This is a genomic window from Myxococcales bacterium (assembly GCA_016712525.1).
GTDB lineage: Bacteria > Myxococcota_A > Polyangia > Polyangiales > Polyangiaceae > JAAFHV01.
Genome location: JADJQX010000007.1, coordinates 1,494,219 through 1,508,242, shown reverse-complemented (window position 1 = coordinate 1,508,242; position 14,024 = coordinate 1,494,219). Strand labels below are relative to the sequence as shown.

Below are 14,024 nucleotides of genomic sequence, written 5' to 3'. Positions count from 1 at the left end.
CGCGCTCCTGGCCTAGGTCATGCTTCTTCTTCGCCGTCCAGGAGCTCGGCTACTTTGCCCTTGTCGACGCGGAGCACGAGCACCTTCTCTCGCTCCACGACGACGGCGCCGGCGGCCCCGCCCTTCATTTTTCGGACGTACTTTCGGGACGTGTATTGCACGTCGACGAGCGCTTCGTCGCGCGCGTCGGAGAAATGAGCGGCGAGGGTCGCCGCGTCGACCAGCGCGCCGTCCGGGAGGGCCTCGGATTTTCGCAGGGGGACGATCACGTGGGCACCCCGTCGATCCTTCGCGTGCAGCCAGAGGTCGTGCGGGCTCGCGATCCGAAACGTGAGCTCGTCGTTGTCGGTCGAGCCCTTTCCGACGAGCACGAGCAAACCTCGTGGCGTCCGGAACCGTCGGAAAGCATTGTGTTTTTGTGGGGCGCCGCGCGAGCTGTTCGCGGTCCCCTCCGCCCCGAAGGACACGTCCTTGGGGGCCACGGCCTTGGCCCGGTTCCGCAGGTCCGCGATCTGCTCCGCGTCGAGCGACGGAGCTTCGGCGAGCGTGGCTCGGATCGCGCGGAGGGCCTCCAAGGCGCGTCGGGTCTCGGAGAGCCGCGCCTCGGCCGCCTCCCGTCCGGCCTTCATGCGCTTGGCCCGCGCGAAGAGGGACTCGAGCTGCGCCTGCGGCGCCTTGCCGGGGTCGAGGGGAAGGACGATCTCGCCGCCGTTCTCGTAGTCGGGCCCGCGGAGCTCGGTCTCGCCGCGCTTCGCCTTCCGAGCCGCGGGGACGAGATTCACGGCGCGCGCCGCGAGCGCCGTCACCGCGGACATCTTGGTGATGTCGCCCGCGATCGCCATGGCCCGCCGCTCGAGCCGCGCCTCGGCCTTTCGGAGCGCGCGGTCGACGAGCAAGGCGTCGGCCCGTGCCACCGCCGCGGAGACCCCCGCGAGCGCGTGCTCGGCCTCGACCTGCCATTCCCTCCGGGTGGCCTCGCTGGCGGTCGCTACGGGCTCTCCGCGTTCCCTCGGCGGTCCGAGCCTGACGAGCCCGCCGCGCGCCTCGAGCGAACGGAGCTCCCCCGAGGGGAGCTCGAGGTCGACGTGCGTTCGCCCTTTGCCGAGGACCTTCGCCCCCACGAGCGACTCCGACGCCCTTCGATCGAAGCGAACCCCCGCCGGCACACGACCACCGAACGCTCGTCGCCGTGTCTCCGTGTCGGTGACCGAGGCTGTCTCCGGCCGGCCCGTCACGACGATCACGAGCGTCCGACCCGGCGCCCGAGCCTTTAGGATCGCCACGGCGTCGGCGACGTCGGCCTCTTGGACCATGGCGAAGGCCTCGTTCATGGTCGAACCATAGCCGAGCGCGCGGCCCCGCCGATGACCTCCGTCGCGCCCGTCGTGCCGCGGTGACGAGCGCGTCGACCGCCTCTGGCGTGTTCCGCGCGCTCGGGTATGCTCTCGGGGCTCGGAGGCCCTGGAAACGGCGTGGAAAAACGAGGATACCCACGCGGCCAAACGACGGCGTCGCGCTTCAAGGTGCTGTTCGCTCACGTCGAGCGGGTGCGGGATCGCCGCGCCGCCGAGGCGTGGCTCGGGATCGCGCGCATTCGCCCGGAAGAGCTCGACGACGAGACCCGCCTTTTTCCGCTCGTCGCGCTCGCTCGTGCCGTCGACGCGTTCGTTGCCGACCTCGGGCAAGACGCGCTCGCGGCCGCGGCCGTCGGGTTCGCCGAGCGCGAGTGCCTCGGGTTGTGGTCGAAGCTCCTGCGCGGCACGAGCGCGCCCGAGGACGCCTTCGTGCGGCTCGACGGCACCGAGAGCGAGTATGGACGGACTACATTGTGGGAGACGACCCTCTCCTCGCCCGGTCGGTGGCGCGGGAGGGTCCGCATCGCCCACGATCCCGAGCTCGAGGCCAGCGGCAACTTGGCTCGGCTCCGCGCGGCCGAGCTGTCCATGATCCCCTGCCTCTTCGGGTTCCCGCGCGCCAAGGTGCGTGCGCTCCCTCGGGCCGACGGCGCGGGGCCCGAGGAGTACGAGGTCACCTGGAGCGTCCCGGTGGAGCAGGCGAGGCTCGCCGCGTATGGAGGCGTCGTGGCGTCCCTCGTCGGGGGGATCCCCGGCGCGTGGGCCGGGGCCGCGTACGGGGTCGCCTCGGCGCTGGTGTCGGCCGCGTTCGGAGCGGCGGTCGGGGCGCTCGTCGCACGCGAGCGGCGCACCAGGGTGGAGCGGCTTGCCCAGGCCCTTCGTGTGGCGGCCCTCGAGCGCAGCCTCTCGCTCCGCGAGCTCCGCGAGACCGCGACGGCGGGAGACCTCGTAGGCACCGTGGTCGCAGGCCAGTACCGGCTCGGGCGGAGCATGGGCTCCGGGGCGACGGGAGTCATCTACGAGGCCGTGCGCCTCGCCGACGACGTCCCCGTGGCGGTGAAGTTGCTCCGCGCCGGCGCCGCCCACGATACGGTGGCGTCCGATCGTCTCCGTCGAGAGTCCGAAGCGCTCGGCCTCGCGTGGCACCCCAACGTGGTCGAGGTCCTGGACCACGGCCACCTCCCGGACGGCTCCGCGTACCTCGTCATGGAGCTTCTCCGCGGGGAGTCGCTCGCCGATCACCTCGTGCGCCGCGGCGGGCGGCTCGCGCCGGACGAGCTGCTCGTGTGGGCCGTCCCCGTCACCGAGGCGCTCGCCGCCGTCCACGCCGCGGGAGTCATCCACCGCGATCTCAAGCCGTCCAACCTGTTCCTCGCGCGCGACGACGACGGCCACGAGACGATCAAAATCATCGACTTCGGGATCGCGCGCGTGGAGTGGGAGGAGATGCGCATCACGAACCTCGGGGCGCCCATGGGCACTCCCGGGTACATGGCTCCGGAGCAAGAGGCCGGCGCCGACGTGGACGCGCGCGCCGATCTCTATTCGCTCGGCGCGACCTTCTACGAGTGCTTGGTCGGGGAGCCCCCGAACGCCGACGCGACCGGAAAGCTTCAGGCCGTGACCCCCGAACGAAGCGCCGCCGCCGTCGGGAGCGGCGTCCACAAAAGCGCCCAGTCGCTCCCTCCGGAGTGGCACGAGGTGCTCGGTCGCTGCCTCGCGCGGTCCCCCGACGACCGCTTTCAAGACGCGAGGAGCCTCGCGCGCGCTCCGCGCCCTGCGTGCCGTTCCGGCGGCATCTCTCTCTTCGTAGGCTCGCAGATGCGCATCGACGGCCGCGCAAAGACGCGTCGATTGCTCGGCCCGCGCGCGCGCGTTACGTTGCGATCCTGAACGGCCCGTAGGGTCGCTTACCGGTCGCGTCGCTCGGTCGAGGGCGCGCCGTTCTCCGAGGGTACTTATGCGAAAAGCGGCGATCTTTCTCTCGATGACCCTGGCACTCGCGGCCTGCGACCTGCAGCGCTCGTCGACGGCGCGAACGCCCCAGCCACAGCCGCAGCCGTACCCGCAGCAGCCGCAGCCGTACCCGCAGCAGCCGCAGCCGTACCCGCAGCAGCCGCAGCCGTACCCGCAGCAGCCGCAGCCGTACCCGCAGCAGCCGCAGCCCGCGCCGACGGCTCGCCCGCTTCTTCCGCCGCTCGTCGGATCCCAGGCGATGCAGGCGGAGCTTCGGACGATCCTCGCCGAGCTCATCGCGGCGTTGCCCGCCGACAGGCAGGCCAAGGTGCGCGGCATTCCGCTCGTCTTCGACGCCTCGTTCGACGTGAACGCGTTCGCGGGGTGCGACGAGCGAGGCGCGCCCTTCATGGCGGCCACCGAGGGCATCATGGAGGCGGTCGACGCGATCGCGCAGACCCGCTCGACCGACGAGCTCTTCGGAACACGCACGTACGAAACGTACTGCGCGCAGGTCATCCCTCAGCTCGTGAAGAGCGAGAGCGCGCGTGCGGGCCTTCCGCCGGGCATCATCCCCGCGCAGTACGGGGGCGACGCGCGACGATGGTCTCGGGCGCGCGAAATCTTCGGCGACATTCTCTCGTTCACGTTCGCCCACGAGCTCGCGCACCACTACCTCGGGCACACGGGGTGCGCGAACGGTCAGCCCATGGGCACGGGCCCGAGCCCCGCGCTGCTCGGGAGGCTCGTCACGCGCGTCCTGCCCGGCCTCAACCAGGCCAACGAGGTCGCATCCGACACGGAGGGCACCGTCAACACCCTCCAAGCGGGGCGCGCGCGCAGGCCGCAGTTCTCGTGGAGCGAACAGGGCGGAGTCATGCTGTTCGACTACTTCGGCCGCATGGATCGTGCGGCGGGAGGTAACCCATTGAATCCTATCGGGTTTTTGCGCACTCACCCGAACCCCGCGTTCCGCGGCCCCATCGTTCAGAGCGTCGCGCAGAGCTGGTACGCGCGGAACGGGCGCTGAAGGTCGGGCCGTCGGCCTCCGAGGCCCGAGCCGCGCGGTGTGTTCGTGAAAGGCCGACGGCCGGGGCCCGAATCGAGCCCCGGCCGTAGCTTCGTGGCGCCGACCTCACCTCGGAACGGGAGGCACCGGCGGGGGCGGGGGCGGGGGCGGAGACGGCGGGGGCGGGGGCGGCTGGTCCGACACGATCTTCTGCGTCCACTGGCCGATGTGGTTCGAGGTCTGGAGATCTTGGAAGGGCAGGTAGAAGCCGGTGAAGCTTCCGTCTTGCCCTGCGAGCACCTTCGCGGGATCGATCGCGAACATCCAGAGGAGCTGCTGACCTGCGCCCGTGCGCTTTCTGAGCCCCGGCTCACGGCGCGAGGCCACCGTGTACCAAAAGAGCTTGCCCGAGCCCTGTTTCGTCTGGAACGGGGAGGTCTTCGGGAGGGTGTCGGCGAGGGACGTGGCGCCGTTGTCGGCCACACCCGCCTGCGCGGCCTTCGCGAGCAGGATCGGCGTGGCGTTGCGATCGGGCTTCGTCGCCCAGGTCTTGGCCGTCGGGTCGGCGTTCGCGTCGCACTCGATCGACTGGAGGTCTCCGCCGGGGCACGTCGCCTCGGTGTAGAGCAAGAAGGTCGAGTCGGGGACGAAGCTCGGCGCGAACCGATTCGCGCCTCCGCCGGGCGCGACCACGGTCTCGGAGGGTAGCCAGCCGCCGGCCCCGTCGGACTTGATGACCTCGATGCCGGTGTTCGCGGGCTCCTGCGAGGTCGTGGCCTCGTCGTTCACGCGCGTGACCGCGATGCTCTTCCCGTCGGGAGACCAGTCGGGGTGATCGGGCTTGTAGGGCAGGTCGATCGTCCCGTTTCGAATGCCCGTCGAGCCATCCATGAGGAAGAGCTTTCGAAAGCCGAGGTCGGTCGGAACCACCGAGCCGACCGGGAGGAGCGCGTCCTCGGTGGGTCGGAAGGCGTCCCGTCCGACGTTCCCTCGGTCGCCGTAGACGGCCACGATGCGGGTGCCATCGGGGTTGAACGACGCGAACTGGATGCGATTTTGCGCGGGTGCGCCCGTCGTGCCACCTCCCTGGGTGAGCCAACCCGAAGAGCCCACCGGGCGCGAGAGATCGTTGATGAGCACTTGGCGCCCGTCCCACCGGCCACCGACCGAGGCGACGAGCTTCTTACCGTCCCGCGAGAGGGCGTGGCACCCGACGCATTGGTCTTGCGCGAGCCCGTTTTGCCCGGGCACCAAGAAGGGCTCGGGGGCCGACGCGGTGCCGCCGAAGTCGAAGCGCAAGACCTCGCCGCTCCCGTTCGACAGCTCGGGGTTCGTCGGTGGGATGACCTTCCAGTAGTAGAGCCCGCCCTCGACGTTCGCTTCGGCGAACGATACGTCGAACGTCGCCGATTCTCCGACTCCCGTGCCGGTGTCGTCGGTCGCGCGGATACGGAGCTTCGCGGTCTCACCCCGATTCGAGTCGGACAGGTACCGGTAGCCCGTCTCGTCGAGCTCGAACGCGCACGAGTCCGGCTTCCACGTGGCTCCGAGCGCGCCGCAGCGCGAGTAGTAGGTGATCTCGGCCGACGGGCTCTTGAAAGAGACCTCGTAGAGGGTGTTCGTGGCGGATCCCGGCTGCCAGTGCACCTCGAGCCTACGAAGGTTCGGTGGGAGCATGGTGCCGTTGTTCGGATAGGCGAGCGTGGGGGCGCGGGCGGCATCGACCGCACCGCCGAAGAGCGCTCCGGGGGTCGCGGGCAGGGCCGGCGTCGCGTTGGGAGACGTGATCGGCGGGACGGTGAGCTTGAGCGTGAGCGACGTCGTCACCGTGACGAGGCTGTCGTCCGTGTTGCGCGCCTGGGCCCGCACGGTGACCTTCCCGCCGCGCTGCGGAGGATCGGTCGGCGCCGTGGGCAGGCGGCTCGTGAACGTGGCGCTCCCGTCGAGCGGAAAACCGCCGACCAAGTAGTTGTCGGGGACGTAGAAGACGAACCGCGACGTGAGGTCGAGCTCCTCGTCGCGGTCCTTGATCTTCCCGAGCACCCGGTAGGCCTGCGTCACCTTCTGACCCGCGACCACGGGGCGCACGGCGTCCGGTGGATCGATGCGAAGCGACGAGACCACGAGCTCGCCGCCCGCGACGCCTCCCTCCGAGCCCCCGCCATCGGTCACGGGGAGGGGTGGGGTGGTGGGGCCGGTGGGCGGGGTGGGGGGCGTCCCCGCGTCGAAGGTGCTCTCCGGCTCGGTGCTCCCACAGGCCACGAAGGGGACGACCGCGGCGAGCGCGAGCGACGTACCAAAGACAAAATGAGCGCGCATGATAGTGAGCGTACCCGTCGCGTACGAACCCTCCACCCAGGAACGTGGAAGGTCCGCTTTTCAGTGCGATAGCGGACGCCGATCTGCGGCCTCATCCCACACGGGCCCTTGGGCATTTTCGCGACAAACGACGACGGGCGCCTTCGACCGTGAGGGGTCGGGGGCGCCCGCCGAGGCCCGGGGCTCGCGTTCAGCGCCTCGGGCGGTCCTCGTCGTCGACCATCTCCACGTCGTCGAAATCGTCGGCGATGATGACGTCGTCCTCGCTCGGATCGGTGGCCATCGGCGAACGTCCGATCGACGTGACCAGGTCGGCCTCGTCGAGGTCCATCACGTCGCCGTCGAGGAGCTCCTCGACCTTCGGAGCCCGGTCGGCGATCAGGGCGTCGAGGTCGTCCAGCGCGGAGGGCCTTGCCGGTGGGACGCTCGGCGGGAGCGCAGGGGGGCCGCTCCGGCGTTTGCTCTCGGGTGGAGTGGGCACGGAGAGCGCGTCCCCGACGCCATCGTGGGTCACCTCGTCGAGGCCCCCGATGAGCTTCGTCGACGGCCCGTCGAGGTCAGCGGGCTCCGAGAGACCGCGCGCCGCGAAGGGCTCCGGGGCGGGCCCGGCAGCGCCGACGAGGGCGTCCAGGGCGAGGTCGGCCTCGGGGTCGTCCTCGAGCGCGATCGGGCTCCGCGGGGGCGGGGCCAGATCGACCAACCCTGCGGCCCGACGGCTCGCTTCCTTGAGAGCGAGCGCCGTCATCTGGGGCGACGCGATCGCGGTCGAGTCGTGCGCGTCGGCCTCGTGCGGAGGAGGCTCCACGGTGGGAGCGCCGAGCCCGCCGGGCATCTCGGTCGGGAGCGGCCGCTCCGCGGTCTCGTACTCGGGGGCATCGCTCGGCACGAGCCGATCGAACGAGGCGTCGATGTCGGCGTCGGCAGACGCGACGGTGACCGGAGGAGGCGGCGTGGGGGGAGGTTCCTCGACCCTCGGCTCCTCGACCTTGACGGGCTCGGGCTTGGGCTCGGGCTTGGGCTCGACCTTGGCGATCGCCGGCGGCGCGGGCCGCACGAGCGGCTTCGGCGGCTCGATGCTCTTGGGCGCCGAAGGCTTGACCGGCTCGGGCGGCCTCACGGGCTCGGGAGCTCGCTTCGGCTCGACCCGCGCGGGCACCGACAGGGCGGCGCGTGGCTCGGCTTTTTTCGCCTCGGGGGCCGGCGGGGGTGCCGGCAGACGCGGCGGCGCGTACGCCTCGTGGAGCTTCGTCGGGTCGGCCTTCTTGAGGCTCTGCGTCTTCGCGCGCTCGAGCCCTGCCGTGGCCTCTTCGTCTCCGGCTTTCATGCGCAGCACGCGGCGCCATGCGTCGGCGGCCTCGCGTGCATCTTGCAGCTGTTCCTCCCACATCCGGGCGACCTTGCGGGCGAGCTCGGCGCGGGCGTTCATGTCCTTGCCACGAAGGATCTGGTCCTCGTAGAGCTGGACGAGCCCACGGAAGTCACCGAGCTCGATGAAGAGCGCAGCGAGCTCGTCGAGCACGGCTTGGTCGTTCGGGGAGAGGTCGTGGAGCTTCTTGAGGTCTGCGGCGGCCTGTGCCGGCTCGACGAGCAGCTCTCGACGGATCTTCGCGCGGCGAGCGAGGAGCTGCCGAACGAGCGGACCGTCGAACACCTCCGAGAGCGCGTGGGACAAGCCGTTCTCGGCGCGGCGAGGATCTCCGACCTCGACCGCGAGGCCTTCGAGGGCGTCGAGCGTGAGCGGCTCCACGTGCGCGACGAGGCTGTCGGCGAGCCACGTGAAGGCCTGGTCGACGTCGTTCAGGTCCTTGTGGGCGATGTGGGCGGCCCGTCGCAGGAGGCTCCCCCGCGTGCGACCGCCGTCGCGTGCGCCGTGACCTCCGGCCGCCATGGCCTGGCAGAGTGCACGCCGGAGGCGATCTCCGCCGCTCATGCGGTCACCGTCCCGGGCCGTGGTCTCGACGAGCTGGAGGGTCTCCTCTGTCGGCGTCCCCGCGAGCGCGAGCTCCAGGAAGCCACGCGCACGATCGGCCTGCCCGCGAGCGGCGGCGACCTGGGCGGCACGCGCGAGCGCACGAACGCGGTCGTTCGGAGCCTTGGATCGCGACACCTGACGCTCGTAGAGATCGACGACGTCACCGGGCTTCGCGGCCAGCGCGGCGAGGCGCTCGAGCAGGGGCTCGACGTCCGACGGAGCGATGCCCGTGAGGCCCGCCTCGCCGTGCGAGATCGCGTCGCTCCGGCCCATGCCCGCGAGCACGCGGACCTCGGCCTGGCGCACGAGCTCGTGTGCGCGATCCGGCCCTTGGACCTCTCGCGCGAGGAGGTCGTGGGCGACGCCGAGCGCGTCGTGGTCACCGGTCTTGACCGCGAGGTCCTCGAGCCTCTTCGCGAGCTCGTGGTCGGCGCCCTTCGTGCGAAGGAGCTCGATCGCGACGGAGACCGCGTCCTGGTCGCGACCGACCTCGGCGAAGCGGTCGAACGCGCCACGCAGCGCGGACGTGCGCTCGGCGCCATGACGGGCGTCGAACCACCACTCCTTCAGCTTGGTGGCGACGATGCCCTTCCAGCCCAGACGGTCGCCGAGCTCGATGTAGGCTACACGCACCTCGAAATCGCCCTGATCGGCGAGGTCCGTGAGCGCGCCGAGCGCCTCGTCGCCCCGGTCGAGCTTGTCGGCGAGGATCTGCGCGAGCTTCATGGTGAGCTTGCTCACCTCGGCCTCGTCGGCCTCGATCTCGATGCGCTCGACGAGGAGCTCCGCGACACGACCCCACTGCTCCGTCTGCTCGCAGAGCTCGCAAAGACGGGTGAGCGCGTCGAAGTCCTCGAGGTCGGCCTTGCGGACCAGATCGAGCGCGCGGATCGCGCTCCGCGGATCGTTCAGCTGTTCGTACAAACGCGCCAAACGACTAGCGATTTGACCACGTTCGACCACGTCCGCGACGAGCTTCAGCTCCCGTTCGAGTGCGTCCGCGGCGGAGCCGTAGTCGTTTCGCTGCTCCTGGATGTTGGCGATCGCTTGGAGCGCGGGGCGGCAGGTCGGGTCGAGCTCGGAGAGGATGACCTCGTAGCGTGAGACCGCCGTGTCGACGTCGCCCACGCCTTCGGCGAGGAGCTCTGCCTCGCGGAGGGCGACGCGCGCGCGCTCGGACTTGTCGACTGTGTTCGCCCCGAGGCGCCTCAGCAGCGTCGCGGCCTCGGTGTGGTCTTGCCGTTCGATGGCGTCGTCGATGAGGCGCTCGAGCGCTTCGCGATCGTCGCCGTCCTCGAGGAGCTTGAGCCACAGCTCGCGTGCGAGCTCCTTGTCCTTCAGCTTGGCCGTCGCGAGGCTCGCGGCCTCGCGCCGGAGCGCCACGCGCTTGACGCGATCGTTCAGGCGATCGCCGCGCCGCGAGAGGAACGTGACGAGCCGGTCGATCTGCTCGCTCGTGGTGTACCGAGAGACGATCGCCGCGGCGTAGTCGTCGTTGAGGGGGTCGAGGTTGTTCGCCTCTTCGAGGCGCTCGAGCGCACCGTCCTCGTCGCCGACCTTGGTGAGGTAGTCGGCGGCGCGCGCGTGGTATTGCGCCTGGACCTTGAGGTCTCCGGTGAGGAGACCACGCTGGTAGGCCGCGTTCGCCGCCTTCTCCCAGGCCTCGACCGTCGTGTAGAGGCGCTCGGCCTCTTCCCAGAGCTTGCCGTTTCGCAGGCAGTCGGCGGCCTCGGCGAACGAGTCGCCGGCCGCGGCAGTCTCGCCGAGCTGCTCGCGGAGCTCCGCGAGCCTCTGGAGGAGGTTGCCCTTGGCGATCGGGTCGTCGAGGTACGGGGTGCTCTCGGCGAGCGTGCGAGCGGCCAAATCGAGGCGCTCGGCCTTCTCGAAGAGCTTGGCGGCGGTCTGGATCGCGAACTCGTCGTCCGGCACGAGCTGGACGATCCGGCCCCAGGCCTCGCCGGCGGCGACGAGGTCCTTGCGCTTGTCCTCTTGGAGCTTCGCGAGCTTCTTCTCGAGGGAGACCTTGGTCTCGACGTCGCTCTCGATGTTCGCCTCTTGCTCGAGCAAGTTGGCGAGATCGTCCCACCGCTGCGACTTCTCGAGGAGCCGCATCAACGCGTTGCGTGCGCTCTCGTCGGCGCGGTCGACCGCGAGCAGCTGACGCCACGCGCTGATCGCACCGTCGACGTCACGGAGGTTGCCCTCGCACAGGCCCGCCACCTCGCGGAGGCGCTCTTTCCTCGAGTCGCGGTCGACGCCGGCCGCGCGCACGCTCGAGAGGAGCACGTCGCGGAGCTGGGCGTAGTCGCGCTTCGATCGGAGGTAGTCCTCCACCCACGCGAGCGCCTCCGGGTGCGCCGCGTCTTGCTCGAGGACTTCCTTGTACTTTGCAAGTGCCTCGGGCTTCTTCCCTTTGCCCGCGAGCATCTGCGCGGCGTCGAGCACGCCTTGGAGCTTCTCGGCCGAGATCGGGCCCGCCTTCTTCGGGGCGTCGGACAGGAGGCTGTCGAGGTCGCTCGCGGCTTCGGCGGCCTTGTCTTTCGTGGCCGTGCGGGTCGTCGTCGTGCCCTTCGCAGGAGCAGGAGGCTTCGACGAGGGGGGGGCGGGCTCGAGTGGGCCGCTCTGAGCCGCGAGCTCGAGCTTCGGCCGGACGACCGGGCTCGGCTTTTCGGCGGGCTTCTCGGCGGGCTTTTCGGGGATGCCGCCCTCTCTCGCGTCGGCGGCGACCGCGCCGCGGGCGTCCGGAGCCATGGCGCCGTTCGGGTTCGCGTCGAGGTAGGCTTTGAAGCGGCGGAGCAGCTCGGGCCGCGCGGCTTCGTCTTGCGAGTAGTGGGCGAAGAGCTGCATCGCCCGGTCGTGGCCCGGGTCGACGTCGAGCGCCATCGACGTGTAGGCGATGCCGTGCTCGCCCTGGTAGGTCTCGGCGAGCCCGACGAGAAGCTCGACGGCGTACGACCGGTCTTCTTCCGGAACCTGTTCGCCGGCGACCACCCGGTCGACGATCGACGCGGCGTGCTCGTGTTGGAGGGCCGGGTCGTCGGGATCGATCTCCCTCGCGCCGGCGAGGGCCGAGCTCGCGCCGGCGAGGTCGCCCGCGAGCTTGCGCGTCGCCGCCTCGTCACGGAAGAGGCCCGAGCGTCGCTGCGGATCCTCCTCGATGTCGAGCTCGGCTTGGTAGAGCGGGATCGCCTCGGCGTACTGGCCCTGCTGCTTCAAGAGCTCGCGCGCGCTGTAGATCGCGTAGGCGCTCCTCGGGTCGAGCTCGATGGCGCGCCGGAAGGCGTCGATGGCCTTTTTGGGCTGCGAGAGCGGCGCCTCGGCCCAGAGCCTGCCCATCTCTTCGTGCATCCCGGCGAGCTCGTCACGGAGCTCGGGCTGTTGCGCGAGGAGCGGAGCGAGCGCCTTGGCTCGGCGATCGAGCAACGCCACGAGCGCCTTCGTGTCACCCTTCTCTCGGTAGAGGGCGGCGAGGCGTTCGGCCGCGACTTGCTGCGTGGGGTCCTTGTCGACCGCCATCATGAGCAAGCGCGCGGCGCGGTGTACGTCGTTCAGCGTCGTCGACCACACGTTGGCCGCTTCGCTCAGCCAATGGCTCGCGTAGGCGGGATCACGTGTATCCGAGCCCACACGCTCGAGGAGCTGGGCATAGGACTTGGGGTCTGCTTCACCCTCACGATGCGCGTAAGCGAGCGCTTCTTCATCGTGGGGATCCGCGACGAGACGCTCGACGAGGTCGTCGATTTCGGACCGATCCATGGGGCCGCGACGCTACATGGAAGTTCCCTCTTCGGCAACGCTCCGAAAAGGTTCGATTTGTGCGGGTCACGGGCGATCCACCCGGACTACGTACACCTACCTCGTCCACCTGGTGCGGAGCGCCGGGTTTCGGACCGATCAGGGGTCGAGCGTGCCGTACTTCGAGGTCGCCGACGGGGCAGGTGCGGCCGAGGGTTTGCTCGGAGGCGTCGGAGCGGGCTTTTTCGCCGTCGTCGAGGGGGCGGCCGCGGGGGTCATGGTCGGTGGGGGCGCCACGGTCGCGGAAGTGGTCGCCGGAGCCGACGCCGTTGGTTTCTGACCGACCAGCGGCAGAGAATCGACCGAGATGGTGGGGGCTCCCGAGTGCGAGGCCGCGGGCGCGGTCTTGACCGTCGTGGGGGCCTTGGCCGATGCCGAAGGGACAGGAGGCACCACGGTCGCCTTCGGGGAGCTCGAAGCGATGAGGTAGGCTGCGACGCCGATCCCCACGACTCCGAGGCCGATGGCGACGAACCACGCCGTCCCGCGACCGTCGCGCGACGAAGCGGACGCCGCGACGGCGGGCGCCACCGGGGGAGGGGGCACGGACATCGCCGGAGGCCGCATCGAGTCCGGAACGGGGATTCCTGCGGCGTTCGTGAGCATCGCACGCACCCCGCTCGTCCCCGCGAGGGTCGCTTCGGCGGCCGCGAGCAGCTCGGCCGCCATGGCCTCGGCGTTCTCGGGCCGGTCCGAAGGGTCCTTGGCGAGCGCGCGCATGACGGCGGCCTCGACCTCCTTCGGGATGTCCGCCTCCGGGCACACCTCCGTCGGGAGCTTGGGCGGCGTCTTGATGTGCCGCGCCATGACCACGATGGCGTCGTCGTCCGTGAAGGGCGGACGGCCGGTGAGCATTTGGTAGAGGATCACGCCGAGCGAGTAGAGGTCGCTGCGCGCGTCGAGCGGCTTGCCCTGCGCCTGCTCCGGCGACATGTACCGGGGCGTCCCGAAGACCGTGCCGGCCTGGGTCTCGACCACGTTCATGGGGCCGTCCCCCTCGCGGAGCATCTTCGCGATCCCGAAGTCCACGACCTTGACGATCTCCTCGTGACGGGTCGTCGTCCGGGAGTCGTCGCCGATGAGCGCGCCCGAGAGCACCTTGGCGAAGAACAGGTTGTCGGGCTTCAGATCGCGGTGGACGATGCCTTTGGCGTGGGCCTCGCCGAGCGAGCGGAGCGCTTGCCGAGCCGTGTCGATGGCGGCGTCGACGGCCAGGCGACCGACGCGCGTGAGCCGTTGCCCGAGCGACTCGCCGTCGAGGAGCTCCATCGCGAGGTAGAGCTCGCCGGTCTTGCTCTGGCCGAAGTCGAAGACGGTGACCGTGTTGGGCGAGGCGAGGAGGCTGTTCGCCCGGGCTTCCCGCAGAAAACGCGCCTTCGCCGACTCGTCGAGGGCCCTGTCGCTGCGCAAGATCTTGATCGCGACCTCGCGACCCATCGTGTGCTGCTTGGCTCGGTAGACGGTGCCCATCGAGCCCGCGCCGAGCTTCGACACGATGGTGTACCGCCCCTCCAGGCTGCGGCCGATCATCGGGTCGTGCTCGTTCACGACCACCGAGGATGGAGAAGCGGCGTCCTGCCGGGCGGCCTCCTGGCCATCCGGGCGCGATCCGCCCCCA

6 protein-coding genes are annotated in these 14,024 nt (G+C 70.5%); 2 read left to right on the top strand and 4 right to left on the bottom strand.

What is annotated here, in order from left to right; genetic code table 11:
• Positions 1-17 precede the first annotated feature (17 nt).
• The gene (locus IPK71_23460) at positions 18-1,331 is read right to left on the bottom strand and encodes a DUF814 domain-containing protein (GenBank protein MBK8216697.1); all 1,314 of its coding nucleotides are present in this window, start codon (positions 1,329-1,331) and stop codon (positions 18-20) included.
• 141 nt (positions 1,332-1,472) lie between these two features.
• On the opposite strand from IPK71_23460, the gene IPK71_23455 reads away from it, so the two are divergent.
• A complete protein-coding gene (locus IPK71_23455; protein ID MBK8216696.1) occupies positions 1,473-3,248 on the top strand; it encodes a serine/threonine protein kinase in 1,776 nt (591 codons plus the stop codon).
• A 94-nt stretch (positions 3,249-3,342) separates the two neighbouring features.
• On the top strand, positions 3,343-4,341 hold the full coding sequence (locus IPK71_23450; protein MBK8216695.1) for a hypothetical protein: 999 nt from the start codon (positions 3,343-3,345) through the stop codon (positions 4,339-4,341).
• A 105-nt stretch (positions 4,342-4,446) separates the two neighbouring features.
• Here the strand turns inward: IPK71_23450 and IPK71_23445 are convergent, their stop codons facing one another.
• The 3 genes from IPK71_23445 to IPK71_23435 form a co-directional block, all read right to left on the bottom strand.
• Complete coding sequence (locus IPK71_23445) at positions 4,447-6,639, bottom strand: hypothetical protein (GenBank protein ID MBK8216694.1); 2,193 nt, start codon at positions 6,637-6,639, stop codon at positions 4,447-4,449.
• A 190-nt stretch (positions 6,640-6,829) separates the two neighbouring features.
• The gene (locus IPK71_23440; protein MBK8216693.1) at positions 6,830-12,367 is read right to left on the bottom strand and encodes a hypothetical protein; all 5,538 of its coding nucleotides are present in this window, start codon (positions 12,365-12,367) and stop codon (positions 6,830-6,832) included.
• Between the two features lie 138 nt (positions 12,368-12,505).
• On the bottom strand, positions 12,506-13,936 hold the full coding sequence (locus IPK71_23435) for a protein kinase (protein MBK8216692.1): 1,431 nt from the start codon (positions 13,934-13,936) through the stop codon (positions 12,506-12,508).
• Positions 13,937-14,024 lie beyond the last annotated feature (88 nt).

Excerpts from the sequence above, each read along its gene's own strand:
- IPK71_23450 (MBK8216695.1), top strand. The coding sequence starts at position 3,343 with ATGACCCTGGCACTCGCGGCCTGCGACCTGCAGCGCTCGTCGACGGCG.
- IPK71_23440 (MBK8216693.1), bottom strand. The coding sequence starts at position 12,367 with ATGGATCGGTCCGAAATCGACGACCTCGTCGAGCGTCTCGTCGCGGAT.
- IPK71_23445 (MBK8216694.1), bottom strand. The coding sequence starts at position 6,639 with ATGCGCGCTCATTTTGTCTTTGGTACGTCGCTCGCGCTCGCCGCGGTC.
- IPK71_23435 (MBK8216692.1), bottom strand. The coding sequence starts at position 13,936 with ATGATCGGCCGCAGCCTGGAGGGGCGGTACACCATCGTGTCGAAGCTC.
- IPK71_23460 (MBK8216697.1), bottom strand. The coding sequence starts at position 1,331 with ATGAACGAGGCCTTCGCCATGGTCCAAGAGGCCGACGTCGCCGACGCC.